The sequence below is a fragment of the Tabrizicola fusiformis genome (assembly GCF_013328815.1).
Lineage (GTDB): Bacteria > Pseudomonadota > Alphaproteobacteria > Rhodobacterales > Rhodobacteraceae > Fuscibacter.
Genome location: NZ_JABUHN010000009.1, coordinates 184854 through 206583 on the forward strand (window position 1 = coordinate 184854; position 21730 = coordinate 206583).

The 21730-nt window shown below is 62.7% G+C and carries 34 protein-coding genes; 4 read left to right on the forward strand and 30 right to left on the reverse strand.

The genetic code is table 11. The features are described from left to right. Nucleotides 1-39: 39 nt before the first annotated feature. From HS053_RS15510 to HS053_RS15520, 3 genes are read left to right on the forward strand one after another with little or no spacing between them, the layout of a single operon-like run. Nucleotides 40-972 carry a 2-dehydro-3-deoxygalactonokinase gene (locus HS053_RS15510; protein ID WP_174212171.1) on the forward strand — a complete coding sequence of 311 codons (933 nt, stop codon included), beginning with the start codon at nucleotides 40-42 and terminating at the stop codon, nucleotides 970-972. Beyond that, nucleotides 969-1586, forward strand: coding sequence for a 2-dehydro-3-deoxy-6-phosphogalactonate aldolase (locus HS053_RS15515; protein WP_174212172.1), 618 nt, complete (start codon nucleotides 969-971; stop codon nucleotides 1584-1586). The genes HS053_RS15510 and HS053_RS15515 overlap by 4 nt, the downstream gene beginning before the upstream one ends. After that, the gene (locus tag HS053_RS15520; protein WP_174212173.1) at nucleotides 1583-2437 is read left to right on the forward strand and encodes an SMP-30/gluconolactonase/LRE family protein; all 855 of its coding nucleotides are present in this window, start codon (nucleotides 1583-1585) and stop codon (nucleotides 2435-2437) included. Before HS053_RS15515 ends, HS053_RS15520 begins: the two co-directional genes overlap by 4 nt. Here the strand turns inward: HS053_RS15520 and HS053_RS15525 are convergent. From HS053_RS15525 to rpmC, 23 genes are all read right to left on the reverse strand, one after another. Further along, nucleotides 2434-3747: a replication-associated recombination protein A gene (locus HS053_RS15525; RefSeq protein ID WP_174212174.1), complete on the reverse strand. Its 1314-nt coding sequence runs from the start codon at nucleotides 3745-3747 to the stop codon at nucleotides 2434-2436. The two genes, HS053_RS15520 and HS053_RS15525, sit on opposite strands and share 4 nt — an antisense overlap. A gap of 42 nt (nucleotides 3748-3789) precedes the next feature. Beyond that, the gene (locus tag HS053_RS15530) at nucleotides 3790-5172 is read right to left on the reverse strand and encodes a trypsin-like peptidase domain-containing protein (protein WP_174212175.1); all 1383 of its coding nucleotides are present in this window, start codon (nucleotides 5170-5172) and stop codon (nucleotides 3790-3792) included. 51 nt (nucleotides 5173-5223) lie between these two features. Beyond that, entirely contained in the window at nucleotides 5224-5814 is a 591-nt protein-coding gene (locus tag HS053_RS15535; RefSeq protein WP_174212176.1) for an acyl-homoserine-lactone synthase, read from the reverse strand. A 49-nt stretch (nucleotides 5815-5863) separates the two neighbouring features. Continuing rightward, the gene (locus HS053_RS15540; protein WP_174212177.1) at nucleotides 5864-6475 is read right to left on the reverse strand and encodes an autoinducer binding domain-containing protein; all 612 of its coding nucleotides are present in this window, start codon (nucleotides 6473-6475) and stop codon (nucleotides 5864-5866) included. A 161-nt stretch (nucleotides 6476-6636) separates the two neighbouring features. Beyond that, nucleotides 6637-7056 carry a 50S ribosomal protein L17 gene (gene rplQ / locus HS053_RS15545; RefSeq protein ID WP_174212178.1) on the reverse strand — a complete coding sequence of 140 codons (420 nt, stop codon included), beginning with the start codon at nucleotides 7054-7056 and terminating at the stop codon, nucleotides 6637-6639. Between the two features lie 175 nt (nucleotides 7057-7231). Then, a complete protein-coding gene (locus HS053_RS15550) occupies nucleotides 7232-8248 on the reverse strand; it encodes a DNA-directed RNA polymerase subunit alpha (RefSeq protein ID WP_174212179.1) in 1017 nt (338 codons plus the stop codon). Nucleotides 8249-8365: 117 nt separating this feature from the next. Further along, entirely contained in the window at nucleotides 8366-8764 is a 399-nt protein-coding gene (rpsK, locus tag HS053_RS15555) for a 30S ribosomal protein S11 (protein WP_174212180.1), read from the reverse strand. Nucleotides 8765-8779: 15 nt separating this feature from the next. Continuing rightward, a complete protein-coding gene (gene rpsM, locus HS053_RS15560) occupies nucleotides 8780-9148 on the reverse strand; it encodes a 30S ribosomal protein S13 (protein WP_174212181.1) in 369 nt (122 codons plus the stop codon). Nucleotides 9149-9327: 179 nt separating this feature from the next. Then, nucleotides 9328-9978: an adenylate kinase gene (locus HS053_RS15565; protein ID WP_174212182.1), complete on the reverse strand. Its 651-nt coding sequence runs from the start codon at nucleotides 9976-9978 to the stop codon at nucleotides 9328-9330. An 8-nt stretch (nucleotides 9979-9986) separates the two neighbouring features. Beyond that, the gene (secY, locus tag HS053_RS15570; RefSeq protein WP_174212183.1) at nucleotides 9987-11348 is read right to left on the reverse strand and encodes a preprotein translocase subunit SecY; all 1362 of its coding nucleotides are present in this window, start codon (nucleotides 11346-11348) and stop codon (nucleotides 9987-9989) included. Nucleotides 11349-11449: 101 nt separating this feature from the next. Further along, on the reverse strand, nucleotides 11450-11920 hold the full coding sequence (gene rplO / locus HS053_RS15575) for a 50S ribosomal protein L15 (protein ID WP_174212184.1): 471 nt from the start codon (nucleotides 11918-11920) through the stop codon (nucleotides 11450-11452). Nucleotides 11921-12086: 166 nt separating this feature from the next. After that, nucleotides 12087-12527, reverse strand: coding sequence for a GFA family protein (locus HS053_RS15580; protein WP_174212185.1), 441 nt, complete (start codon nucleotides 12525-12527; stop codon nucleotides 12087-12089). Between the two features lie 170 nt (nucleotides 12528-12697). Beyond that, nucleotides 12698-12892, reverse strand: a complete 195-nt coding sequence (gene rpmD, locus HS053_RS15585; protein ID WP_174212186.1) for a 50S ribosomal protein L30 — start codon at nucleotides 12890-12892, stop codon at nucleotides 12698-12700. A gap of 2 nt (nucleotides 12893-12894) precedes the next feature. Further along, a complete protein-coding gene (gene rpsE, locus HS053_RS15590) occupies nucleotides 12895-13479 on the reverse strand; it encodes a 30S ribosomal protein S5 (RefSeq protein WP_174212187.1) in 585 nt (194 codons plus the stop codon). 11 nt (nucleotides 13480-13490) lie between these two features. Further along, nucleotides 13491-13850 carry a 50S ribosomal protein L18 gene (gene rplR, locus HS053_RS15595; protein WP_174212188.1) on the reverse strand — a complete coding sequence of 120 codons (360 nt, stop codon included), beginning with the start codon at nucleotides 13848-13850 and terminating at the stop codon, nucleotides 13491-13493. A gap of 11 nt (nucleotides 13851-13861) precedes the next feature. Then, nucleotides 13862-14395 carry a 50S ribosomal protein L6 gene (gene rplF, locus HS053_RS15600; RefSeq protein WP_174212189.1) on the reverse strand — a complete coding sequence of 178 codons (534 nt, stop codon included), beginning with the start codon at nucleotides 14393-14395 and terminating at the stop codon, nucleotides 13862-13864. Nucleotides 14396-14405: 10 nt separating this feature from the next. Continuing rightward, the gene (gene rpsH / locus HS053_RS15605; protein ID WP_174212190.1) at nucleotides 14406-14804 is read right to left on the reverse strand and encodes a 30S ribosomal protein S8; all 399 of its coding nucleotides are present in this window, start codon (nucleotides 14802-14804) and stop codon (nucleotides 14406-14408) included. A gap of 12 nt (nucleotides 14805-14816) precedes the next feature. Further along, nucleotides 14817-15122, reverse strand: a complete 306-nt coding sequence (rpsN, locus tag HS053_RS15610) for a 30S ribosomal protein S14 (protein ID WP_174212191.1) — start codon at nucleotides 15120-15122, stop codon at nucleotides 14817-14819. 18 nt (nucleotides 15123-15140) lie between these two features. Further along, entirely contained in the window at nucleotides 15141-15701 is a 561-nt protein-coding gene (gene rplE / locus HS053_RS15615) for a 50S ribosomal protein L5 (protein ID WP_174212192.1), read from the reverse strand. Beyond that, complete coding sequence (gene rplX, locus HS053_RS15620; protein ID WP_174212193.1) at nucleotides 15701-16006, reverse strand: 50S ribosomal protein L24; 306 nt, start codon at nucleotides 16004-16006, stop codon at nucleotides 15701-15703. The genes rplE and rplX overlap by 1 nt, the downstream gene beginning before the upstream one ends. After that, nucleotides 16006-16374 (reverse strand): 50S ribosomal protein L14, encoded by a 369-nt coding sequence (gene rplN, locus HS053_RS15625; protein WP_013066055.1) that lies wholly within the window; start codon nucleotides 16372-16374, stop codon nucleotides 16006-16008. The genes rplX and rplN overlap by 1 nt, the downstream gene beginning before the upstream one ends. 75 nt (nucleotides 16375-16449) lie before the next feature. Then, nucleotides 16450-16683 carry a 30S ribosomal protein S17 gene (gene rpsQ / locus HS053_RS15630; RefSeq protein WP_174212194.1) on the reverse strand — a complete coding sequence of 78 codons (234 nt, stop codon included), beginning with the start codon at nucleotides 16681-16683 and terminating at the stop codon, nucleotides 16450-16452. An 11-nt stretch (nucleotides 16684-16694) separates the two neighbouring features. Further along, nucleotides 16695-16895, reverse strand: a complete 201-nt coding sequence (gene rpmC / locus HS053_RS15635) for a 50S ribosomal protein L29 (RefSeq protein ID WP_174212195.1) — start codon at nucleotides 16893-16895, stop codon at nucleotides 16695-16697. A gap of 209 nt (nucleotides 16896-17104) precedes the next feature. Here rpmC and HS053_RS15640 point away from each other — a divergent pair, with 209 nt between their 5' ends. After that, the gene (locus HS053_RS15640) at nucleotides 17105-17557 is read left to right on the forward strand and encodes a hypothetical protein (RefSeq protein WP_174212196.1); all 453 of its coding nucleotides are present in this window, start codon (nucleotides 17105-17107) and stop codon (nucleotides 17555-17557) included. Between the two features lie 3 nt (nucleotides 17558-17560). On the opposite strand, the gene HS053_RS15645 is transcribed toward HS053_RS15640, so the two are convergent. The 7 genes from HS053_RS15645 to HS053_RS15675 all read right to left on the reverse strand — a co-directional run bounded on the left by HS053_RS15645 (nucleotide 17561) and on the right by HS053_RS15675 (nucleotide 21687). After that, complete coding sequence (locus HS053_RS15645; protein ID WP_174212197.1) at nucleotides 17561-18184, reverse strand: TIGR02466 family protein; 624 nt, start codon at nucleotides 18182-18184, stop codon at nucleotides 17561-17563. Nucleotides 18185-18308: 124 nt separating this feature from the next. Continuing rightward, the gene (rplP, locus tag HS053_RS15650; protein ID WP_174212198.1) at nucleotides 18309-18722 is read right to left on the reverse strand and encodes a 50S ribosomal protein L16; all 414 of its coding nucleotides are present in this window, start codon (nucleotides 18720-18722) and stop codon (nucleotides 18309-18311) included. Nucleotides 18723-18734: 12 nt separating this feature from the next. Continuing rightward, on the reverse strand, nucleotides 18735-19457 hold the full coding sequence (gene rpsC / locus HS053_RS15655; protein WP_174212199.1) for a 30S ribosomal protein S3: 723 nt from the start codon (nucleotides 19455-19457) through the stop codon (nucleotides 18735-18737). Continuing rightward, on the reverse strand, nucleotides 19457-19837 hold the full coding sequence (rplV, locus tag HS053_RS15660; RefSeq protein WP_174212200.1) for a 50S ribosomal protein L22: 381 nt from the start codon (nucleotides 19835-19837) through the stop codon (nucleotides 19457-19459). Before rplV ends, rpsC begins: the two co-directional genes overlap by 1 nt. A 3-nt stretch (nucleotides 19838-19840) precedes the next feature. Continuing rightward, a complete protein-coding gene (gene rpsS, locus HS053_RS15665; protein WP_174212201.1) occupies nucleotides 19841-20119 on the reverse strand; it encodes a 30S ribosomal protein S19 in 279 nt (92 codons plus the stop codon). Between the two features lie 3 nt (nucleotides 20120-20122). Next, complete coding sequence (gene rplB, locus HS053_RS15670; protein WP_174212202.1) at nucleotides 20123-20962, reverse strand: 50S ribosomal protein L2; 840 nt, start codon at nucleotides 20960-20962, stop codon at nucleotides 20123-20125. Nucleotides 20963-21183: 221 nt separating this feature from the next. Continuing rightward, on the reverse strand, nucleotides 21184-21687 hold the full coding sequence (locus HS053_RS15675) for a hypothetical protein (protein WP_174212203.1): 504 nt from the start codon (nucleotides 21685-21687) through the stop codon (nucleotides 21184-21186). Nucleotides 21688-21730: the final 43 nt, after the last annotated feature.

The window sequence follows — 21730 nt, forward strand, 5'->3', positions numbered from 1 at the left end:
GCGGTTGACAGGGCGCCGGATCGGCGGCATGTTTTCACTATGCAAGACATAGTTTCACATAATGGAACCACCGCGCCCGAATGGATCCCCGAATGGATCGCAGTGGACTGGGGCACCTCGAACCTGCGGGCCTGGGCCATGGGCCCCGATGGCGTGCTGGCCGAAGCCGTCTCGGACGAGGGGATGGGCGGCCTTGCGCGTGAGGCGTTTGAGCCGGCGCTGCGGCGGTTGACCGGGCCATGGTTGCAGGCCGGGCAGGTGCCGGTGGTGGCCTGCGGCATGGTCGGCGCCCGGCAAGGCTGGTTCGAGGCGCCCTATCGTGCGGTGCCCTGCGCGCCGGTGGCGGCGGGCGAAAACGTGCCGGTGCCGCAAGCGGGGCTTGCGGTGCAGATCGTGCCCGGCCTGATGCAGGCCAAACCCGCCGATGTCATGCGCGGCGAGGAAACCCAGATCGCCGGGGCGCTCGCCCTGCACCCCGGATTTGACGGCGTGTTCTGCCTGCCCGGCACCCATTCCAAATGGGCCGGGGTCAGCGCGGGCGAGGTTGTCAGCTTTCAGACTTTCATGACGGGCGAGATGTTTGCCCTCTTGTCCAGACAATCGGTGCTGCGTCACGGGATGGCTGGCTCCGGCTGGGATGACGCGGCCTTTGACCAAGGCGTGGAAGAGGGGTTGCAGCGCCCCGAACGGATTGCCGCCCTCCTCTTCCGTCTGCGGGCCGAGGGGCTGGTCGCGGGGCTGACGGCCGATGCCGCCCGGGCGCGGCTTTCGGGGCTGCTGATCGGCTGCGAACTCGCCGCGGCCCGGCCCTATTGGTTGGGCGCACGGGTGATGCTGATCGGTGAGGCGGGGCTTTGCGGGCTTTACGCCCGGGCGCTGGCGCGGCAAGGTCTGACGGCCACGCGGCTTGAGGCGCGCGATTGCACGATTGCCGGGCTGGCCAAGGCCGCCGGGCGGATGGGGGACAGATGAGCAGACCGCTGATTGCCATTCTGCGGGGCCTGACCCCGCCCGAGGCGCTGCCGGTGGCCGAGGCGCTGATCGGCGCCGGGATCACCACCATCGAGGTGCCGCTGAACTCCCCCCATCCGATGCATTCCATCGCCGCCATGGCGCGCGCCTTTGGCGACCACGCGGCCATCGGCGCGGGCACCGTCCTGACCCCGCGGCAGGTGGCGGAAGTGGCCGATGCGGGCGGCAAGCTGATCGTTTCGCCCAATACCGATGCCGAGGTGATTGCCGCCAGCCGCGCCGCGGGGCTGCAAAGCTGGCCCGGCGCCATGACCCCGACCGAATGCTTTGCCGCGCTGAAGGCCGGGGCCAGCGGGCTGAAACTGTTCCCCGCCACGCTGATCGGGCCGGAGGGGGTCAAGGCCATCCGCGCCGTTCTGCCAACAGGCACACAGGTTTACGCGGTCGGCGGCGCCGGGGCATCGAACTTTGCAAGCTGGATCAGGGCCGGGGCGGATGGGTTCGGCATCGGCACCGCGCTTTACACGCCGGGGCTGACGGTGGCAGAGGTGGCCGCCCGCGCCCGCGCCCTTGTCGCGGCCTATGATGCGGCCGTTGCGGAGTGCAGCGCATGATCTTTGACGACCGGCTGTGCGAATTGGGCGAAGGCCCGCTCTGGCATCCCGCGCGGGCGCAGCTTTTCTGGTTCGACATCCTTGGCCAGCGCCTCTTGTCACAAGACCGCGACGGCCCCCGCCAGTGGCGCTTCCCCGAACGGGTTTCGGCGGCGGGCTGGGTCAGCCGCGATGTGCTGCTGATCGCCGGAGAGCGTGACCTGTTCCTGTTCGATCTGGAATCCGAAGAGATTGAAACCCTGACCGAGCTTGAAGCGGACAAGCCACAGAACCGCTCGAACGACGGGCGCGCCGACCCGCAGGGCGGGTTCTGGATCGGCACCATGGGCAAAAAGGCCGAGCCGGGCGCGGGCGCCATCTATCGCTGGTATAAGGGAGAGTTGCGGCGCCTCTTTGCCGGGATCAGCATTTCCAACGCCATTTCCTTCCCGCCGGGCGGCAAGCTTGCGCATTTCGCCGATACGGTGACAGGTCAGGTGATGCGCGTGGCATTGGACGCCGAAGGCTGGCCCCGGGGCGAACCCGAGGTCTTTCTTGACCTGCGGGCTGAGGGGCTGAACCCCGATGGTGCGGTGGTCGATGCCGATGGTCTGCTGTGGCTGGCGCAATGGGGCGCGGGCCGGGTCGCCGCCTATGCGCCCGATGGCAGCTTTGTGCGGGCAGTCACGTTTGATGCCCCGCACACCTCTTGTCCCTCCTTCGGCGGTCCAGAGGGACGAACCCTGTTCTGCACCACGGCCCGCGAAGGGCTGGATGCCGCCGCCCTGCTGGCACAGCCGCATTCGGGCAAGGTCTTTGCCGCCGAAAACGTCGCACAGGGGCAGCGCGAGCATCAGGTGTTGATCGGCTAACCCTCCTGCCGCCGCGCCCGCAGTTTGGCGAAATAGTCGATCCGCTTCTTCAGCTCCCGCTCGAACCCACGTTCGGGCGGGGCATACCAGACCGGGCGCTTCATGCCTTCGGGGAAATAGTCCTGCCCCGAAAAGCCGTCTTCGGCGTCATGGTCATAAGCATAGCCGCTGCCATAGCCGATGTCCTTCATCAGCCGGGTCGGCGCATTGAGGATATGTTTCGGCGGCATCAGGCTGCCGGTTTCCCGCGCGGCGGCGCGGGCGGCCTTGTAGGCGGTATAGACCCCGTTCGATTTCGGCGCGAGCGCCAGATAGACCACCGCTTGCGCCAGCGCCAACTCCCCCTCGGGTGAGCCAAGGCGTTCGTAGGTCTGCCAGCCGTCCAGACAGACGGCCTGCGCCTGCGGATCGGCCAGCCCGATATCCTCGACCGCCATGCGTGTGATGCGGCGGGCCAGGAACCGGGGGTCTTCGCCCCCCTCCAGCATCCGCGCGAACCAGTAAAGCGCTGCATCCGGGTCACTGCCGCGCACCGATTTGTGCAGGGCGGAGATGAGGTTGTAATGCTCTTCGCCCGATTTGTCGTATTTCGCCGCCCGCCGCATCAGCCGCCGCGACAGTTGATCGCGGTCCAGAGGGCGGTCTACACGCCAAGCCGCAACCTGCTCGATCAGGTTCAGGGCGGCGCGACCATCGCCATCGGCCATGTCGATCAGCGCCTCGCGCGCCTCGCCGGTCAGCGGCAGCGCACGGCCCAACTCCCGTTCGGCCCGCTGGGCAAGGCGTTCCAGATCGGCAGGCGACAGGCGTTCAAGCACGATGACCTGTGCGCGGCTCAGAAGCGCAGCGTTCAGTTCGAAACTGGGATTTTCCGTGGTGGCGCCAACCAGAAGGATGGTGCCATCCTCCATATGCGGCAGAAAGCCGTCCTGCTGCGCCTTGTTGAAACGGTGGATTTCATCGACGAACAGAAGCGTGCCCTGCCCGTTCTGCCGCCGGATCTTCGCCTGTTCGAACACCTTCTTCAGGTCGGGAACCCCGGTGAAGATCGCCGAAATCTGCACGAAGGCCAGATCGGTTTCCGCCGCCAGCAGCCGGGCAATGGTGGTTTTTCCCACCCCCGGCGGCCCCCAGAGGACCAGCGACGACAGGCTGTGCGCCGCCAGCATCGCGCCAAGCGGCCCCTCGGGGTTCAGCACATGCGCCTGACCGATCACCTCAGACAGGTTACGCGGCCGCAGCCGGTCGGCCAGCGGGCGCGGGGCCTGCGGGGCAGAGGCTGTGGAGGGGCTGTCAAAAAGATCGGCCATGGCAGCAGGTTACCCCTGCAGGGGCTGGCTTGCCAGCCCGGATCATATCCTGAAGCGCAGACGCAGCGACTGCCCCTGCCGCAGCACATCCACCTGCCAGCGCCGCCCGCCCTGTTGCAGGGCCGCGACGGCATCGGACGGCGTTGCCACCGCCTGCCCGTTGATCTGCAACAGGATATCGCCCGGCGCCAGACCGACCTCGGCCGCAAGCCCGCCCACCTCTGCCACCAGCACGCCCTTGGCGTCCTGCGGCAGGTTCTTTTCCGCAATCACCGCCGGATTGATCCGCTCCAGCACCGCCCCGGCAAGGGCCATCGCAGCGGGAACGGTCGTGCGGTCGCGCGGCGGGCTGTCGGGCGGGGCGATCAGGGTCAGGCTCGCCGTCATCTCTTCGCCATTGCGCCACCATGTCACCGGCACCGTCGCATCGGGGCCAAGAATGGCCAGACGGAACATCATCTCCTGCGGGGTATTGGTCTCGCGTCCGTCCAATGCCGTGACCACATCGCCGGGCTTGAGCCCCGCCGCGGCAAAGGGGCTTTCCGGCGCCAAGGCCGACAACACCACTCCGCGCGGCGGCAGGCCAAGGCCCACCGCTTCGGCCATCGCGGCATCAACCTCTTGCGCGGAAACCCCGGCCCATGGCCGGGCAAAGCGATCTTCCCCGGCTTCGGCCCGGGCCACCACTGCCGCCACCAGATTGGCCGGAATGGCAAAGCCGATGCCGATGGAACCGCCACTTTTCGACAGGATGGCCGTGTTGATCCCCACCAGCCGCCCCGCCATATCCACCAGCGCCCCGCCCGAATTGCCCGGGTTGATCGCGGCATCGGTCTGCACGAAATAGCCCCGCCCGTCGCCCAGTTGATAGGCCGACCGCGCCAGCCCCGACACGATGCCCGACGACACCGTTTGCCCCACACCGAACGGGTTGCCGATGGCCAGCACCAGATCGCCGACCTCAAGCGTATCGGAATCGCGCAAGGAGAGCGCAGGCAGATCGTCGGCGCCGGTCAGTTGCAGGATGGCAAGATCGCTGGCCTGATCGGCCAGAAGGACGGTGGCCGGAAACTCGCGCCGGTCGTTCAGCACCACGCGGATTTCGGTGGCCTGTTCGACCACATGATAGTTCGAAACCACCAGCCCCCCTGCCCCCACGATCACCCCGGACCCCAGCGAGTTCTGTATCCTGGGCTGGGTCGGCCCCAGATCACGGAAGAACTCTTCAAAGAAAGGGTCGCCGGCGAAGGGGCTGCTCCGCGTCTCGACAATGCGGCTGGCGTAGATATTCACCACCGAGGGCGCGGCGGCCTTGACCACCGGGGCAAAGGACAGGGTGATTTCCGCCTGCGAGGCGGGGGCGACCGTCTCGGCCATCCCGGGCACCGGCAGCGCCAGAAGCAGGGCAAGGGCAATGCGGCGCATGGGAACCTCCTTCGCGGATTGCACCGCGAAGGGGTGCCATGCGCACGGGCGCTAGTGAAGGGTGTTCGAGAAGTCCATCATCACGACCTGGTTATCAATGCCGTCAATCTCCATCACCGGCCCCATGGCCTTCATCTTCACCCCCACACGGTCAGCCCAACGCGGCCAAGTTGCGGCCAGCAGCGTCAGGCAATGCGTGGCACCAAGGCCCCGCACGGAATCGCCCAGTTGGGCGATCAGTTGGGCATGAACCCGGCGGCGGATGGCCGCAGGCACGTCATGGCTGACGAAAAGGCGCGAGCTTTCCCAGATATGCGGGGCGACGGGCGCCTCTTCATAGAGGAGGTTGTCGGGAATCGTGTCCAGCAGCCCGCGCTGTGCGTCGCGGATCATGTAGGTATACATGCCGCAATGCGTATTGGTCGGCGTCAGACGGTTGCCCGCCAGCACCTTGCCCTGATCGTCATGCACAACCACCCAGCGGCTGGCCGGGGTGTCATACTGATCATATTCCATGCCCATCGCCTCGGGCAGGTTCCACTTGTTATGAACGATGAAAAGCTCGCGCCGTGCGCGCAACATATTGGCAAACAGCTCGCCATGGTTGTGCAGATTGGCAAAAGAAAGCGTGGTGGTCAGCATGGGTTTCTCCCTCAGGTTTGATGGCAGTCAGACCTTGCAGGAGGGGCATTCACATAAGTCGGTAATCCTTTGCACGCTGGATCGCCTCGGCCGTCGTTCTGGCCATCAGCCGAATGCGCGCCAAGGTGATCCTCGCCTTCAGCGCGCTTTCGGAAATGCCCAGTTTGGCAGCGGCGGCCGCGATCCTGTCCCCTCCGGCAATGCAGCGAAGCGCCTCGATCTGGGCCTTGGTCAGCTCTTCGGGGGGTTCCGTCATGTCATGCATCCGCTCGACGATCTGAGCGACGGCTGCAATTTCATGGTCGGTAAACTCCCGGTCCTGACGGGCAAAGGAGGCGATTGTTCGTGACTTGATCGGTCCGCAAGCGACCGTGGCCCCGTAGTGCAGGCCGTAACGCGCGGCCTCCTTGAACAGGCCGAACGGATCGGGAAGCGAGCGGTCGCTCCAGCGGATCGTGCCGGTGGTGGAAAAGCCCCAGGCGACCATCGGATCACGTAGGACATAGCCATGCTCGGTGTAGTGGTCCAGCCAGGACTGGTCATAGCTCTGGAACATGAAGAGCGGCGAGGTGAAGCGGATATGCAGCCCGATGGAATATCCAGCGGGGGCCATCAGCGACAACTGATGCAGTTCAACATCTAACCCGAGTTTGATTGACATGGCACTTTGGATAGGAAAACGATTCTTGAACAACTTTAAATTGCACCCACAGGGAGTCCCAGAGGAATCCGACACTCACCTTCACAAAGCCTGCCAAAGGGCTGTTGCGCAATGAAAAAGCCCGCCAAAGGCGGGCTTTACGTTAGGTAAGTCTGAAGGGCTTATGCCTCGTAGGCGTCTTCCGCGGCGGTGCGGGCGTGGTCAGCGGCACCCTTGGCGTTCGGGTCACGATCCACGAATTCGATGATCGCCATCGGGGCCATGTCGCCATAGCGGAAACCGGCCTTCAGCACACGGACATAGCCGCCCTGACGGTCCTTGTAGCGCGGGCCGAGGATTTCGAACAGGCGCGCGGTGTGGATGTCCTGCTTCAGTTGCGCATGGGCCTGACGGCGGGCGTGCAGGTCGCCACGCTTGGCAAGGGTGATCAGCTTTTCGATGATCGGGCGCAGTTCCTTGGCTTTCGGCAGGGTGGTCTTGATCTGTTCATGTTCGATCAGCGAACCGGCCATGTTGGCGAACATCGCCTTGCGGTGTTCGTGGGTGCGGTTCAGCTTGCGGTAGCCATTCGAGTGACGCATCGGAATCTCCTATTCGCGTGTTTTGCTTTGTCCGGCAGGGCCTACGATTGGTCCTGCTCACCTTGGGCTTTCGCCGGTTATTCCCCGCACAGGCGGGCATTTTCGTGGGTGAGTCGGGGTAAACCCCGACCTACGGACCCGCGCCCAGTAGGTCGGGGTTCACCCCGACTCGTATTCAGAACTGATCTTCGAAACGCTTGGCCAGGTCTTCGATGTTTTCCGGCGGCCAGTCTTCGACTTCCATACCCAGATGCAGCCCCATGCCCGACAGCACTTCCTTGATTTCGTTCAAGGACTTGCGGCCGAAGTTCGGGGTGCGCAGCATCTCGGCTTCGGTTTTCTGGATCAGATCGCCGATGTAGACGATGTTGTCGTTCTTCAGGCAGTTGGCCGAACGAACCGACAGTTCCAGCTCGTCCACCTTCTTGAGCAGCAGCGGATTGAACTCGAGGCCCGAATCCACTTCGCCCGCCTTGGCCGATTCCGGTTCGTCGAAGTTGACGAAGATCGCCAGTTGGTCCTGAAGGATCCGCGCAGCATAGGCCACGGCATCCTCGGGCGTCAGCGAGCCGTCGGTTTCGACTTTCATCGTCAGCTTGTCATAGTCCAACACCTGACCTTCGCGGGTCGGGGTGACTTCGTAGGACACTTTCTTGACCGGCGAATAGATCGCATCGATCGGAATCAGGCCGATCGGCGCATCTTCCGGGCGGTTCTTGTCGGCCGAAACATAGCCTTTGCCGGTCGAGACCGACAGTTCCATGTAAACGTCGGCGCCGTCATCGAGGTGGCAGATCACATGGTCCTTGTTCAGAACCTCGATGCCATTCGATTCGGAGATATCGCCCGCGGTCACGACGCCCGGCCCTTTGGCCGAGATCGACAGGCGCTTCGGCCCCTCGACTTCCATCTTGAGCGAGACACCCTTGAGGTTCAGAACGATGTCGGTGACGTCTTCACGCACACCGGCAACCGAAGAGAACTCGTGCAGGACGTTGTCGATCTGCACCGAAGTGATCGCAGCGCCTTGCAGCGACGACATCAGCACGCGCCGCAGCGCATTGCCGAGGGTCAGGCCGAAGCCCCGCTCCAGCGGTTCCGCGATAACGGTGGCGACGCGGCTGGCATCGGGGCCTGCCTTCACAACCAGTTGCAGCGGCTTGATCAGTTCCTGCCAGTTCTTGTGGATCATGCTTTCGCCTCCATACTAGTCTTTTGCCCATGTCCAGAAAGCAGAAGACGCCCGAGGTTCAGAATGCGGAAAGTCGGGCCACGCACCTCGGCATGGCCCGACCCTATAGGGAAGAAATCAGACGCGGCGGCGCTTCGGCGGACGGCAGCCGTTGTGCGCAAGCGGCGTGACATCGCGGATCGAGGTGATCGAGAAGCCGACGGCAGCCAGCGCGCGCAGCGCCGATTCACGGCCCGAACCGGGGCCCTGCACTTCGACTTCCAGCGTCTTCACGCCGTGTTCCTGCGCCTTGCGGCCGGCGTCTTCGGCGGCCATCTGGGCGGCATAGGGGGTCGATTTCCGCGAGCCCTTGAAGCCCATGGTGCCGGCCGACGACCACGAGATCGCATTGCCCTGCACGTCCGAGATCAGGATCTTGGTGTTGTTGAACGACGAGTTCACATGCGCCACACCAGCGGCGATGTTCTTGCGTTCCTTGCGCTTGATGCGCGCGGCGTTCTTGGTATCACGAGCCATTGTTCAACGCTCCCCTTACTTCTTCTTGCCGGCGATGGCTTTTGCGGGGCCCTTGCGGGTGCGAGCGTTCGTATGGGTGCGCTGACCGCGGACCGGCAGGCCCTTGCGGTGACGCAGGCCGCGGTAGCAGCCAAGGTCCATCAGGCGCTTGATGTTCATCGAGGTTTCGCGGCGCAGGTCGCCTTCCACGGTGAAGTTGGCGTCGATGAATTCACGGATCGCCAGCACTTCAGCGTCCGAAAGCTGATTGACGCGACGGGCGCGGTCGATGTTCAGCGCGGCGCAGATGGTTTCGGCGTTATGCGAGCCGATGCCGGTGATGTAGGTCAGGGCGATGGGAACCCGTTTTTGCGTCGGGATGTTGACGCCAGCAATACGTGCCAAACGTAGTCTTCCTTCATGGTTGCGGTTCCGTCGTGCCAGAACCTTTTTTCACAACAGCGCCGGGGCGCACCCCCGGAAACCGATTCCCCCAAAGGGGAGCGCCCGCAAGGCGATTCCGCTGCGGGACGCCGTGCTTTATGGGCTTTTCGCCGCCCCGTCAAGCGGGGCGGACGGAAATCTCAGGCGTTGTCAAGAACCGATGCGACGGCGGCAGCGACGGCATCCATCTCGGCCAGACCGTCCACCGAAGAAAGCTGCCCCTTGGCATAGTAGTAACCGATCAGGGGCGAGGTCTTCTTGTAATATTCCATCAGCCGGGTCTTGAGCGCGTCTTCATTGTCGTCGGCCCGCCGTTTCAGGTCATGGCTGCCGCAGACATCGCAGGTGCCCGCAACCTTGGTCGGCCGGGTTGCGTCGTGGTAAACCTCGCCGCAATTGCCGCAGGTGAAGCGCCCGGTGATCCGCGCCACCAGCGCGGCATCGTCCACCTGCATCTCGATCACGGCATCCAGACCCTGCCCCGTGCGCGCCAGCAACTCTCCCAGCGCGTCGGCCTGTTTGAGCGTGCGGGGGAAGCCGTCGAAGATGAAGCCGCCGCCAGCACCCTGCCCCAGCTTCTCTTCGATCAGGCCGATCACGATCTCATCCGTCACCAGCTCGCCGCGGGCCATCACTTCGGCCACCCGGTTGCCCATCGCCGTGCCCGAAGACTTGGCCTCGCGCAGCATGTCGCCGGTAGACAGTTGCACCATGCCACGCTCATCGACCAGACGTTTGGCTTGAGTGCCCTTGCCTGCGCCGGGCGGGCCGAGAAGGATGATATTCGCCATTGTCTCTCCTAGCGGCGCGCGGGCGCCTTGGGCGTGGTCGTGCGCTTCTTGCCGCGCAGGTTCGACTTCTCGATCAGCCCTTCATACTGATGGGCCAGCAGATGCGACTGAATCTGGTTGATCGTATCCATCGTCACCGACACCACGATCAGAACCGACGTGCCGCCGAAGTAGAACGGGATGGCAAAGGTGCTGCGCAGGATTTCCGGCAACAGACAAACCGCCGCCAGATAGGCCGAGCCCAGCACCAGAACCCGCGTCACCACATATTCCAGATATTCCTCGGTCTTTTTGCCGGGCCGGATGCCGGGGATGAAGCCGTTCTGGTTCTTCAGGTTCTCGGCCACCTCATCGACCTTGAACGACACGTTCCAGGTGTAGAAATAGGCGAAGAACACGATCATCGAGACGAAGAACAACAGGTAAAGCGGCTGGCCCGGCCCGAAATAGGCCAGGATCGTGGACATGATCGGCCCGGTCTGCGCCCCGGAGAAGGTCGCAATCGTGGTCGGCAGCAGCAGAAGCGACGAGGCGAAGATCGCCGGAATCACGCCCGCGGGGTTCACCTTGATCGGCAGATGGCTCGACCCGCCATCGAAGATCTTCATGCCCACCTGACGGCGGGGATACTGGATGTGGATCTTGCGCAGCGCGCGCTCCATGAAGACCACCGCGGCAATCACCGCCACCACCATCGCTAACACGCCGATGATGACCGGGGTCGAGATGACCCCCGCACGGCCCTGGCTGAAGAACTGCGCCAGCGCGGCAGGAATTTCCGCCACGATGCCGACGAAGATGATGAGCGAGGTGCCGTTGCCGATGCCGCGGGCGGTGATCTGCTCGCCCAGCCACATCAGGAACATGGTGCCGCCGACCAGCGTCACCACGCAGGAAATCGTGAAATAAAGCCCCGGCGTATGGGCCAGATCGCCCGCCTGGATCGACATGGCAATGCCGTAACCCTGAAACAGCGCCAGCGCCACCGTTGCGTAACGGGTATACTGGTTGATCTTCTTGCGGCCCTGCTCGCCCTCTTTCTTGAGCTGCTCGAGCGACGGGATCATCGAGGCCAGAAGCTGCACGATGATCGAAGCCGAGATATAGGGCATGATCCCCAGCGCGAAAATGCCCATCCGGCTGATCGCGCCGCCGGTGAACATGTTCAGGATACCGCCCAGACCCGCGCCCGCGTTCGACATGAAGTCGCGCAGCGCCTGACCGTCGATGCCCGGCACCGGGATATAGGTGCCCAGCCGGTAAACGATCAGCAATCCGATGGTAAAGAAGATGCGTTGGCGCAGGTCGGTCGCCTTGCCGAGTGCGCCCCAGCTAAGGTTCGCCGCCATTTGCTCTGCAGCAGATGCCATGTCCGGTCTCTTTCATGACTGCGCCGCCGGACCGTTCTCCGGTCGGCGGCGCGGGGAAACTGCGAAAGGATGTAAGCGGGATTGAACCCGCTCACAACCCGTTATTCAGCCGCAGCCGTCGCAACGGTGAGCGAGCCGCCAGCCGCCTTCACCGCCTCAACCGCCGCCGCCGAGGCGCCGGTGACGTTCAGCTTGACCGCCGAGGTGAGGGTGCCCTTGTTCAGCACGCGGATGCCGTCGCGCTTGTATTTGGTGACACCGGCCGCAACCAGCACGTCTTCGGTGATCTCGACCGAGATGTCGAGCTTGCCCAGACCGATGAATTTCTCGATCAGGCCCAGATTGATGACCGCATACTCCTTGGCATTCGGCTTGGTGAAGCCACGCTTCGGCAGGCGGCGATACAGCGGCATCTGACCGCCTTCATAGCCGCCCAGAGCCACGCCCGAACGCGACTTCTGGCCCTTGATCCCGCGGCCAGCGGTCTTGCCCTTGCCCGAGCCCGGACCACGCGCCACGCGCTTTTTCTTGCGGGCTGCGCCTTCGTTGTCGGAAAGTTCGTGAAGTTTCATGTCGCTATCTCCTTGGCCGGAACACCCCCGCCAGCGACGGATGGGGGCAACACGGCATTTCTTGTTGATTCTGTGGCGAGGCCACCGGGGGCGTATAAGGGGGCCGCCCGCCGCAATCAAGCCGGATCGCGCAGGATGGGCAATATTGCCCATCCTGCGGGCGGCATCAGGCGCCGGCGGGCCAGACGAACTCTGGCCGCAGCCCTTCATAGACCGGGCGGCCATCGGCGGGTTTGGCATAGCCCTTCGTCTCATCCCAGAACGCGTGATAGGTCGCCTTGGGGAAGGCGGCATCGTCATAGCCCATGACATTCGGCACCGCGACGCGGATGCGGTGCTGCTTGTCATCCAGCATGATCACGGCGCCGCAATCGGTGCAAAGGCAGATTTCCAGCGGGCCGTTGGGGTTCTGCGCGTTGAACGGCACCCGCTTCAGCTTTTCCGGGTGATCGACCTTCAGGTCGCCATGGTTGAAAAAGGCGACATGGGTGTGCTGCTGCCCGGTCACCGACTTGCAGACGTTGCAGTGGCATTCGTGGTTGTCGATCGGCTCGGCAGCGGTTGTGACACGCACATGCGCGCAGCCCCCGGCATATTTGGCGGCCATGATTTCCTCCCTGAAATCGCCCCCTCCTCCAGAGGGCGTAGCAGCAGCCTAACACAGCCCGGCGCGCGCCGATGTGGCGTTTCTTGGCAGGAAGATGACGAAAAAGCCCCGGTCTTGCGACCGGGGCTTTCGGTAGTCAGCGGGATGGGCAGATTGCCCATCCTACGGTTTCAACCGCGCTCTTCCACGATCTGGACGAGGTGCGCGATCTTGTTGACCATGCCGCGGACCGAGGGGGTATCCTCAAGCTCGCGGGTGCGGTTCATCTTGTTCAGGCCCAGACCCTTGAGGGTCGCGGTCTGCTTGGCCGGGCGGCGGGCGGCCGAGGCCACCTGCTTGACGACGATTGTTTTCTTCGCGGTCATGCTCAGGCCTCCACGACTTCGGCTTCGGGCTTCTTCAGGATTTCAGCCACCTTCTTGCCGCGGCGTGCCGCGACCTGACGGGGGGAGAATTCCTGCTTCAGACCGTCGATCGTCGCACGGATCATGTTGTAGGGGTTCTGCGAGCCGATCGACTTCGCAACAACGTCCTGCAAACCCAGCATTTCGAAGACGGCGCGCATCGGACCACCGGCGATGATCCCGGTCCCCGCAACGGCGGTCCGCATCACGACCTTGCCGGCGCCATGGCGCCCTTCCATGTCGTGATGCAGCGTCCGGCTGTCCTTCAGCGGCACGCGGATCATCTGGCGCTTGGCCTGTTCCGTTGCCTTGCGGATCGCTTCCGGCACTTCCTTGGCCTTGCCCTTGCCGAAGCCGACACGACCACGCTGGTCGCCGACAACGACCAGAGCCGCAAAGCCAAAGCGCTTGCCGCCCTTCACGGTCTTGGAGACGCGGTTGATCGCCACCAGACGGTCAGCGAATTCCGGGGTCTCTTCCGGGCGGTTGTCCCGACGGTCGCCGCCACGCTGGCCACGGTCGTCACGACGGTTTTCACGTTCTGCCATGTTTCAACTCCTCAGAACTTCAGTCCGCCTTCACGGGCAGCATCGGCCAAAGCCTTGATCTTGCCGTGAAAGAGGAAACCGCCGCGGTCGAAGTAGCATTCTTCGACACCAGCACTCTTGGCCCGCTCGGCAATCGCCGCACCGATTTTGGCCGCCGCTTCGACGTTGTTCTTGCCGACGACGCCGAATTCCTTCTCGAGCGTCGAGGCCGCCGCAACCGTCACGCCTTTCACATCGTCGATCAACTGGACCGAGATGTTCTTGGACGAGCGGTGGACCGACAGGCGCAGGCGCCCGTGCGACATCGCCTTCAGTTTGTTCCGGACGCGCAGGCGGCGCTTGAGGAACAGATCTCTTTTCGTGTTCGCCATTTTTGCGCCCCTTACTTCTTCTTGCCTTCCTTGCGGAAGACGAACTCGCCCTTGTAGCGGATGCCCTTGCCCTTGTAGGGCTCGGGACGCTTCCACTCGCGGATGTTCGCGGCGACTTGGCCAACAAGCTGCTGGTCAATGCCTTCCACAGTGATTTCGGTCTGCTTCGGGGTGGCGACGGTCACACCGGCGGGCACTTCGAAGTTGACTTCATGGCTATAGCCCAACGACAGCTTCAGGACATTGCCGGCCATCGCAGCGCGGTAACCGACGCCCTGGATTTCCATTTCCTTCTTGAAGCCGCCGGTGACGCCGTCCACCAGGTTCTGGATCATCGAGCGGGACATGCCCCACTGCTGACGGGCGCGCTTGGACAGGCCACGGGGCGTCACCTTCACGGTTTCGCCTTCGATGGTCAGCGTCACGTCGTCGCCAGCGGTGAAGCTGCGGGTGCCTTTCGGACCCTTCACTTCGATGGTCTGACCCGAGATCGAGGCGCTGACGCCTTTCACCAGGGTAACGGGTTTCTTGCCGATACGAGACATTCCACCCTCCTCAGAACACGGTGCAAAGCACTTCGCCGCCAACATTGGCAGCGCGTGCATTTGCGTCCGACATCACGCCCTTGGGCGTGGAGACGATCGAAACACCCAGACCGTTGCGCACGATCGGGATATCTTTCACGCCCATGTACACGCGGCGACCCGGCTTGGACACGCGCTTGACTTCGCGGATCACGGGGGTGCCTTCGTAGTACTTCAGGCTGATGGTGAATTCGCCCTGGCCATTGGCCGTGGCGGATTTCTCATAGCCGCGGATGTAGCCTTCCGACAGCAGCACGTCCAGAACGCGGGCGCGCAGGGTCGAGGCGGGGGTCGCAACGGTGGACTTGCCACGCAGTTGGGCGTTGCGGATGCGGGTCAGCATATCGCCGAGAGGATCGTTCATCGACATCGTGCGATCTCCTTACCAGCTCGACTTCACCATGCCGGGGATCTGGCCGAAGGAGGCCAGTTCGCGCAGCATGATCCGCGAGAGTTTGAGCTTGCGATAGAACGCATGCGGGCGGCCCGTCAGCTGGCAGCGGTTGTGCAGCCGGGTGGCGGACGAGTTGCGGGGCAGTTGGGCCAGTTTCTGGGTCGCCTTGAAGCGATCCTCAATCGGCTTGGACTGGTCGTTGATCACCGCTTTCAGCGCGGCACGCTTGGAAGCGTGTTGCTTCACCAGCGCGGCCCGCTTCACTTCGCGGTTCACCATGGATTTCTTTGCCATATCTCAGGTTCCTCGCGCTCAGGCCGTGAAGGGCATGTTGAAGTGCTTCAACAGCGCCTTGGCTTCGGCGTCGGTCTTCGCGGTGGTGCAGATGATGATGTCCATGCCGAGAACCTCATCGACCTTGTCGAATTCGATTTCGGTGAAGACGATCTGTTCTTTCAGGCCCATGGCATAGTTGCCACGGCCGTCGAACGAGGTGCCCTTCACGCCGCGGAAGTCGCGGACGCGCGGCAGCGCCACGTTGATCAGACGGTCCAGGAATTCATACATCCGGTCGCCGCGCAGAGTGACCTTGCAGCCCAGCGGCATCAGCTCGCGCACACGAAAGCCGGCGATCGACTTCTTGGCGTGGGTGATGACGGCTTTCTGGCCGGCGATCTGCGACAGTTCCTCGGCGGCCTGCTTCACCTTCTTGGTGTCCTTGACCGCTTCGCCGACGCCCATGTTCAGGACGATCTTGTCCAGACGCGGGATCTGCATGTCGTTCTTATACGCGAATTCTTCTTTCATCGCGCCGCGAATGGTGCCGGTATAGACGGCCTTCAGACGCGGGGTATAGGTGGCTGCGTCAAGCATCAGATCGCCTCCCCGGTGGTCTTGGCAAAACGCACCTTCTTGTCGCCTTCAAAGCGGAAGCCGACGCGGGTAGCCTTGCCGTTCTTGTCCAAGAGCGCCAGATTCGACAGGTCGATCGGCATGGCTTTCGCCAGACGGCCGCCTTGCGAGGCTTGGCTTTGCTTGGTGTGACGGATGGCGACGTTCACGCCCTCGACCACGGCCTTGTTGTCCTTGGGCGCAACCGAGGAAATCTCCCCCTGCTTGCCCTTGTCCTTGCCGGCGAGAACGACAACCTTGTCGCCTTTGCGGAGTTTGGCAGCCATCACAGCACCTCCGGAGCGAGCGAGATGATTTTCATGAAGTTCTTGGCCCGCAGCTCGCGCACGACCGGCCCGAAGATACGGGTGCCGACCGGCTCGCCCTGATTGTTCAGGATGACGGCGGCGTTACGGTCAAAACGGATGGCGGTGCCGTCTTCACGGCGGACTTCCTTGGCGGTGCGAACGACAACGGCCTTGCGGACGTCACCCTTCTTCACGCGACCCTTCGGAATCGCTTCCTTCACCGACACCACGATGATGTCGCCGACCGAAGCATAGCGGCGGTGCGAACCGCCCAGAACCTTGATGCACTGCACCCGGCGTGCGCCGGAGTTGTCAGCTACATCCAGATTCGTTTGCATCTGGATCATTTGGTTTCTCCCGACCTTTGGGGACCGCTATCCTGGCCCCAGGGTTTCGATTAGCGGAAGACGACCGTGCGGGGCTTACGCCTCGACAACGACCGTCCAACGTTTGGTTTTCGAAATCGGCGCGCACTCTTCAATGCGAACAGTGTCACCAACCTTGAACTTGTTGGCTTCGTCGTGGGCCCGGTATTTCTTGGACTTGCGGACGGTCTTTTGCAGCAGCGGGTGCTTGAAGCGGCGCTCGACCAGAACCGTGATGGTCTGTTCGTTCTTGTCCGAGGTGACAACACCCTGCAGGATACGTTTTGGCATGGCGGTTCCCCTTACTTCGCGGCTTCAGCGGCTTTGGCGTTCAGCACCGTCTTGATGCGGGCGACATCCTTGCGGACGGCGCGCATGCGGGCGGTGTTTTCAAGCTGGTTCGTCGCTTGCTGGAAGCGCAGGTTGAACGCTTCCTTCTTGAGCGCGACGAGGCTGTCACGCAGTTGGTCCGGGGTTTTCCCGAGCAGTTCCTTGGCGGTCATGCGCCTTTTCCTTTTTCAATCACCAGAGGGCCCCGGTGCGTTGACCGGGTGACCTTGAACCTGGTGGATCAATGACAAACCACCGATTCCGAGTCGCCCCGGAGCCGTGGATGGGGTCGTATAGGGGAGAAGGGGATGTGGGGCAAGGGGGAAGTTGATTGCCTTGCAGGCATTACGCCCATGATTATAGTCATCGCCGGAGGCACACCTTGAGAAGACGCAGAACTTACCTAGCACTGGCTTTAGCAACCTCACTTGGTCTGATCGCATACCAGGTTTTTGATCGTGACTACTTTCGTTGGCCGAACTCTGCCCAAGAGCGTATCGAGGTTATGGCTGACGTTTTGCGTCGGATTGAGGGACCGGCCAGTTGGTGTTATTCGGCAGGTTCTGCACAAAAGAATCTTGCTGCCGACCGGCGCGTGCCGCCGGGCGCTGGTCAGTGCTTTGCGAAGCTGGTCCCGACCTCAGACTTCATTGAGGAACATCCGAGGGAGTTCATGAAGCGCTTCTATGGCGCTGAGGTAGACGGCTTTGTCTGTGAAGTTACGCTTTCCACATTTTGGAATGACGAACACATAGTAGGGAGCCGCTGCTACTATGGTGTGTTCAATCAGGGGGAGTTCCCATTTGTTGGGGCGACTGACGAACCATTTGGCTGATGCTCACTCCCACCCATAGTTGAAGCTGACCGAGATCCGGTCCTCTTCGGCCATGTTCATCGGCACCTCATGCCGCAGCCAGCTTTCCCAGAGCAGCACGTCGCCCACCACCGGCTTGACGTAGACGAAGCGTTGCAACTCCTGTGCTGCACCCTTCTTCACCACCGGGGCCATCATCATCATCGGCAGGCGGGGGTCTTCCAGTTTCAGCGAGGACGTGCCTTCGGGCATCGAAACATAGGTCGTGCCGGAAATCACCGAATGCGGATGGATGTGGCTGGCGTGGGTGCCGCCTTCAGGCAGGATGTTGATCCAGAGCGAGTTGCATTTCAGCTTCTTGCCCTGCAGATCAAACCCCAGACTGTCGCAGAAGGCCGCGACATGCTTGTCCAGCGCCTTTTCCAGATCGCCGAAGATCGGCATCCGCCAGGGCAGATCGTCCAGCGAGGCATAAGAGGTATAGCCCGGATAGCCGTTCGCCTCGCACCACTCCTGCCCGGCCTCGTCATCCTCGGCGATGGCGATGCAGGTGGTTTCCAGTTCGGAATAGTCGATCTTCTTCTTCGCAAGTTCGTTCAGCGCGGCACGATAGAGGCGGGTGACGAAAAGAGAGGTGATCTCGGCCATGGGGGCGCTCCTTATGCAAAGGCCCCCGCCGTTTCCGGCAGGGGCTTTATCTTGAACCGGGTGACGGTCCGCGAATTCCGGTGGAATTCGCTACACCGCACGGGCATCGCCAAAAGGCGATGCCTTACCAGTCTTCCTTGGCCACGATGCGGGTCATGACCGGCAGCTTCATCGCGCCGAGGCGCAGGGCCTCACGGGCGATTTCTTCGTTCACGCCGTCGATCTCGAACATGATCCGGCCGGGCTTCACCTTGGCCGCCCAGTAGTCGGTCGAGCCTTTGCCCTTACCCATACGAACTTCGACGGGCTTGGCCGAGACCGGGACATCCGGGAAAATCCGGATCCAGACACGGCCCTGACGCTTCATGTGGCGGGTGATCGCGCGGCGGGCCGCTTCGATCTGACGCGCGGTGACACGCTCCGGCTCGGTCGCTTTCAGGGCGAACGACCCGAAGTTCAGCAGGAACCCACCCTTGGCTTCGCCATGGATGCGGCCTTTGTGCATCTTGCGGAACTTGGTGCGCTTCGGTTGCAGCATCTTCTCTCTCCCTTACGCGCGTTCGCGTTCGCGGTCGCGACGCGGCCCGCGCGGCGCGGGGCCGTCGGCAGCTTCGGCGAGGCGACGATCATGGGCTTGCGGATCATGCTCAAGGATTTCGCCTTTGAAGATCCAGACTTTGACACCGATGATGCCATAGGGCGTTTCGGCTTCCGACAGCGCATAGTCGATGTCGGCGCGCAGGGTGTGCAGCGGCACACGGCCTTCGCGGTACCATTCGGTCCGGGCGATTTCGGCGCCGCCAAGACGGCCAGCGACGTTCACACGGATGCCGAGGGCGCCCATGCGCATCGCGTTCTGCACGCCGCGCTTCATGGCGCGACGGAAGGACACGCGACGCTCCATCTGCTGGGCGATCGACTCGGCGACGAGTTGAGCGTCCAGTTCCGGCTTGCGGACTTCGACGATGTTCAGGTGCAGTTCGGACTTGGTGAAGACCGACAGCTTCTTGCGAAGCCCTTCGATGTCTGCACCCTTCTTGCCGATGATCACGCCCGGACGTGCGGTGTGAATGGTCACACGGCACTTCTTGTGAGGACGTTCGATGATCACGCGCGACACGCCGGCCTGCTTGCACTCTTCATGGATGAACTCGCGCATGCGCAGGTCTTCCAGAAGCAGGTTGCCATAGTCTTTCGACTCGGCGAACCAGCGGCTGTCCCAGGTGCGGTTGACTTGCAGCCGCATCCCGATCGGGTTGACTTTCTGACCCATTACGCAGTCTCCCCGACTTGACGCACCTTGATGGTGATCTCGCTGAACGGTTTCATGATCTTGCCGAAACGGCCACGCGCACGCGGGCGGCCACGCTTCATCACCAGGTTCTTGCCAACCCAAGCTTCGGCGACGACAAGGCTGTCAACGTCCAGGCCATGGTTGTTCTCGGCATTGGCGATGGCCGATTGCAGGGCCTTCTTCACGTCACCGGCGATGCGACGCTTGGAGAAGGTCAGATCGGCCAGAGCCTTGTCCACCTTCTTGCCGCGGATCAGGCCCGCAACAAGGTTCAGCTTCTGCGGCGAGGTGCGCAGCATACGCGCCACGGCCATCGCCTCGTTGTCCGCCACGCGACGGGGGTTCTTTTCCGTGCCCATGGCTTACTTCCTCTTGGCTTTCTTGTCGGCGGCGTGACCGTAATAGGTCCGGGTCGGCGAATATTCACCGAACTTCTGGCCGATCATTTCTTCGGTGACCGCAACGGGGATGTGCTTCTTGCCGTTGTAGACGCCGAAGGTCAGGCCCACGAATTGCGGCAGAATGGTCGAGCGACGCGACCAGATCTTGATCACTTCGTTCTTGCCCGAGGCGCGCGAGGTTTCTGCCTTCTTCAGCAGATAGCCGTCGACGAACGGGCCTTTCCAGATGGAACGTGCCATGGATTAGCGCCCTTTCTTCTTGGCGTGACGCGAGCGGACAATGAGGCTGTCCGAGGCCTTGGCCTTGCGGGTCTTGTTGCCCTTGGTGCCCTTGCCCCACGGGGTAACCGGGTGACGGCCGCCCGAGGTGCGGCCTTCGCCGCCGCCATGCGGGTGGTCGATCGGGTTCATCGCAACACCGCGGACGGTCGGGCGGATGCCCATGTGGCGACGACGGCCGGCCTTGCCGAGGTTCTGGTTCGAGTTGTCGGGGTTCGACACGGCACCGACGGTCGCCATGCATTCCTGACGCACCATCCGCAGCTCGCCCGAGGACAGGCGGATCTGCGCGTAGGAACCGTCACGGCCGACGAACTGGGCATAGGTGCCCGCCGCACGGGCCAGCTGGCCGCCCTTGCCGGGCTTCAGCTCGACGTTGTGGACGATCGTGCCGATCGGCATGCCCGAGAAGGGCATCGCGTTACCGGGCTTCACGTCGGTCTTGGCGCCGGCGATGACGGAGTCACCGATGGCAAGGCGCTGCGGCGCGAGGATATAGGCCAGTTCGCCATCCTCGTACTTGACCAGCGCGATAAAGGCGGTGCGGTTCGGGTCGTATTCGATCCGCCCAACGACCGCCGGAACGTCGAACTTGCGACGCTTGAAATCAACGATACGGTAAAGGCGCTTGGCGCCCCCACCCTTGTGCCACATCGTGACGCGCCCGGTGTTGTTCCGGCCACCGGTACCAATCAAACCCTCGGTAAGGGTTTTGACCGGACGGCCTTTCCACAGCTCCGAACGGTCGATCAGAACCAACCCGCGTTGGCCTGGCGTCGTCGGCTTGTACGACTTGAGTGCCATGTTCTCTGTCTTCCGTTTGCTTCGGGGTCGCAAGCGACCCGGGGTGAAGGGCTCCGAAGATCCCCGATTAGCTGTTCGGCCCGCTGCGAAGACAACGAAACGAACAAACCAAGAGCCCCGGACGAATCCGGGGCTTCTGGTGTGGCGGTGCAGTAGCAGAAGGGGGAGGGGGTGGCAATGGGGGAAGGGAGGTTCTCGCTGGGAGTCGATGCAAACCTGCATTAGCTTTCGTCAAGCGGCCTCGCATAGCCTCCCACGAGTGGCCAGCCATCCGCAGTACGCTTGTATAGTTGGCCCTTGCCGACACCCAACTGACGATCACCAGAGAGGAAGCAGCTCGCACAGATATTCCCCCAGGGCCCATCTCTGACTACTGGTCCGTCAATCATGTAGTCACCTTCGACAAACAACTTGCCACATGCATCGCAAGCATCAACTGCTCCAAACCACTCGCCAGATCGCGACTTAGACACATCATCTTCGAATGATGCCATGTCAAAATCTTCGAACGATGCCATGTCAAACGCCTTAGCTTCAGGCTTGTTGGATATCAACACGTCCAAGGGGCTCGTCGGCAGACCGATGGCGAGCGCCGTCGCATGCATGGTCTTGGCCTCCAGATCGACGCGATTTACTCGAGCAAAACCCGAAAAGAGTGTGCCAGCGCCGCTCGAACGGACTAGGGTCAGGACCCATAAATTCACTTGAGTGTCGGCTCGCGGCATGATTCAAGCTCCCGACTTGTGGGGAGGGATCATGAGCGAGCGT

Bases quoted from the DNA above. Each gene is read 5' to 3' on its own strand.
- HS053_RS15510 (WP_174212171.1), top strand. From the start codon at position 40: ATGCAAGACATAGTTTCACATAATGGAACCACCGCGCCCGAATGGATC.
- HS053_RS15515 (WP_174212172.1), top strand. From the start codon at position 969: ATGAGCAGACCGCTGATTGCCATTCTGCGGGGCCTGACCCCGCCCGAG.
- HS053_RS15520 (WP_174212173.1), top strand. From the start codon at position 1,583: ATGATCTTTGACGACCGGCTGTGCGAATTGGGCGAAGGCCCGCTCTGG.
- HS053_RS15525 (WP_174212174.1), bottom strand. From the start codon at position 3,747: ATGGCCGATCTTTTTGACAGCCCCTCCACAGCCTCTGCCCCGCAGGCC.
- HS053_RS15530 (WP_174212175.1), bottom strand. From the start codon at position 5,172: ATGCGCCGCATTGCCCTTGCCCTGCTTCTGGCGCTGCCGGTGCCCGGG.
- HS053_RS15535 (WP_174212176.1), bottom strand. From the start codon at position 5,814: ATGCTGACCACCACGCTTTCTTTTGCCAATCTGCACAACCATGGCGAG.
- HS053_RS15540 (WP_174212177.1), bottom strand. From the start codon at position 6,475: ATGTCAATCAAACTCGGGTTAGATGTTGAACTGCATCAGTTGTCGCTG.
- rplQ (WP_174212178.1), bottom strand. From the start codon at position 7,056: ATGCGTCACTCGAATGGCTACCGCAAGCTGAACCGCACCCACGAACAC.
- HS053_RS15550 (WP_174212179.1), bottom strand. From the start codon at position 8,248: ATGATCCACAAGAACTGGCAGGAACTGATCAAGCCGCTGCAACTGGTT.
- rpsK (WP_174212180.1), bottom strand. From the start codon at position 8,764: ATGGCTCGTGATACCAAGAACGCCGCGCGCATCAAGCGCAAGGAACGC.
- HS053_RS15565 (WP_174212182.1), bottom strand. From the start codon at position 9,978: ATGGCGAATATCATCCTTCTCGGCCCGCCCGGCGCAGGCAAGGGCACT.
- secY (WP_174212183.1), bottom strand. From the start codon at position 11,348: ATGGCATCTGCTGCAGAGCAAATGGCGGCGAACCTTAGCTGGGGCGCA.
- rplO (WP_174212184.1), bottom strand. From the start codon at position 11,920: ATGAAACTTCACGAACTTTCCGACAACGAAGGCGCAGCCCGCAAGAAA.
- HS053_RS15580 (WP_174212185.1), bottom strand. From the start codon at position 12,527: ATGGCCGCCAAATATGCCGGGGGCTGCGCGCATGTGCGTGTCACAACC.
- rpmD (WP_174212186.1), bottom strand. From the start codon at position 12,892: ATGACCGCGAAGAAAACAATCGTCGTCAAGCAGGTGGCCTCGGCCGCC.
- rpsE (WP_174212187.1), bottom strand. From the start codon at position 13,479: ATGGCAGAACGTGAAAACCGTCGTGACGACCGTGGCCAGCGTGGCGGC.
- rplR (WP_174212188.1), bottom strand. From the start codon at position 13,850: ATGGCGAACACGAAAAGAGATCTGTTCCTCAAGCGCCGCCTGCGCGTC.
- rplF (WP_174212189.1), bottom strand. From the start codon at position 14,395: ATGTCTCGTATCGGCAAGAAACCCGTTACCCTGGTGAAAGGCGTCAGC.
- rpsH (WP_174212190.1), bottom strand. From the start codon at position 14,804: ATGTCGATGAACGATCCTCTCGGCGATATGCTGACCCGCATCCGCAAC.
- rpsN (WP_174212191.1), bottom strand. From the start codon at position 15,122: ATGGCAAAGAAATCCATGGTGAACCGCGAAGTGAAGCGGGCCGCGCTG.
- rplE (WP_174212192.1), bottom strand. From the start codon at position 15,701: ATGCTTGACGCAGCCACCTATACCCCGCGTCTGAAGGCCGTCTATACC.
- rplX (WP_174212193.1), bottom strand. From the start codon at position 16,006: ATGGCTGCCAAACTCCGCAAAGGCGACAAGGTTGTCGTTCTCGCCGGC.
- rplN (WP_013066055.1), bottom strand. From the start codon at position 16,374: ATGATCCAGATGCAAACGAATCTGGATGTAGCTGACAACTCCGGCGCA.
- rpsQ (WP_174212194.1), bottom strand. From the start codon at position 16,683: ATGCCAAAACGTATCCTGCAGGGTGTTGTCACCTCGGACAAGAACGAA.
- rpmC (WP_174212195.1), bottom strand. From the start codon at position 16,895: ATGACCGCCAAGGAACTGCTCGGGAAAACCCCGGACCAACTGCGTGAC.
- HS053_RS15645 (WP_174212197.1), bottom strand. From the start codon at position 18,184: ATGGCCGAGATCACCTCTCTTTTCGTCACCCGCCTCTATCGTGCCGCG.
- rplP (WP_174212198.1), bottom strand. From the start codon at position 18,722: ATGCTGCAACCGAAGCGCACCAAGTTCCGCAAGATGCACAAAGGCCGC.
- rpsC (WP_174212199.1), bottom strand. From the start codon at position 19,457: ATGGGTCAGAAAGTCAACCCGATCGGGATGCGGCTGCAAGTCAACCGC.
- rplV (WP_174212200.1), bottom strand. From the start codon at position 19,837: ATGGGCACGGAAAAGAACCCCCGTCGCGTGGCGGACAACGAGGCGATG.
- rpsS (WP_174212201.1), bottom strand. From the start codon at position 20,119: ATGGCACGTTCCATCTGGAAAGGCCCGTTCGTCGACGGCTATCTGCTG.
- rplB (WP_174212202.1), bottom strand. From the start codon at position 20,962: ATGGCACTCAAGTCGTACAAGCCGACGACGCCAGGCCAACGCGGGTTG.
- HS053_RS15675 (WP_174212203.1), bottom strand. From the start codon at position 21,687: ATGCCGCGAGCCGACACTCAAGTGAATTTATGGGTCCTGACCCTAGTC.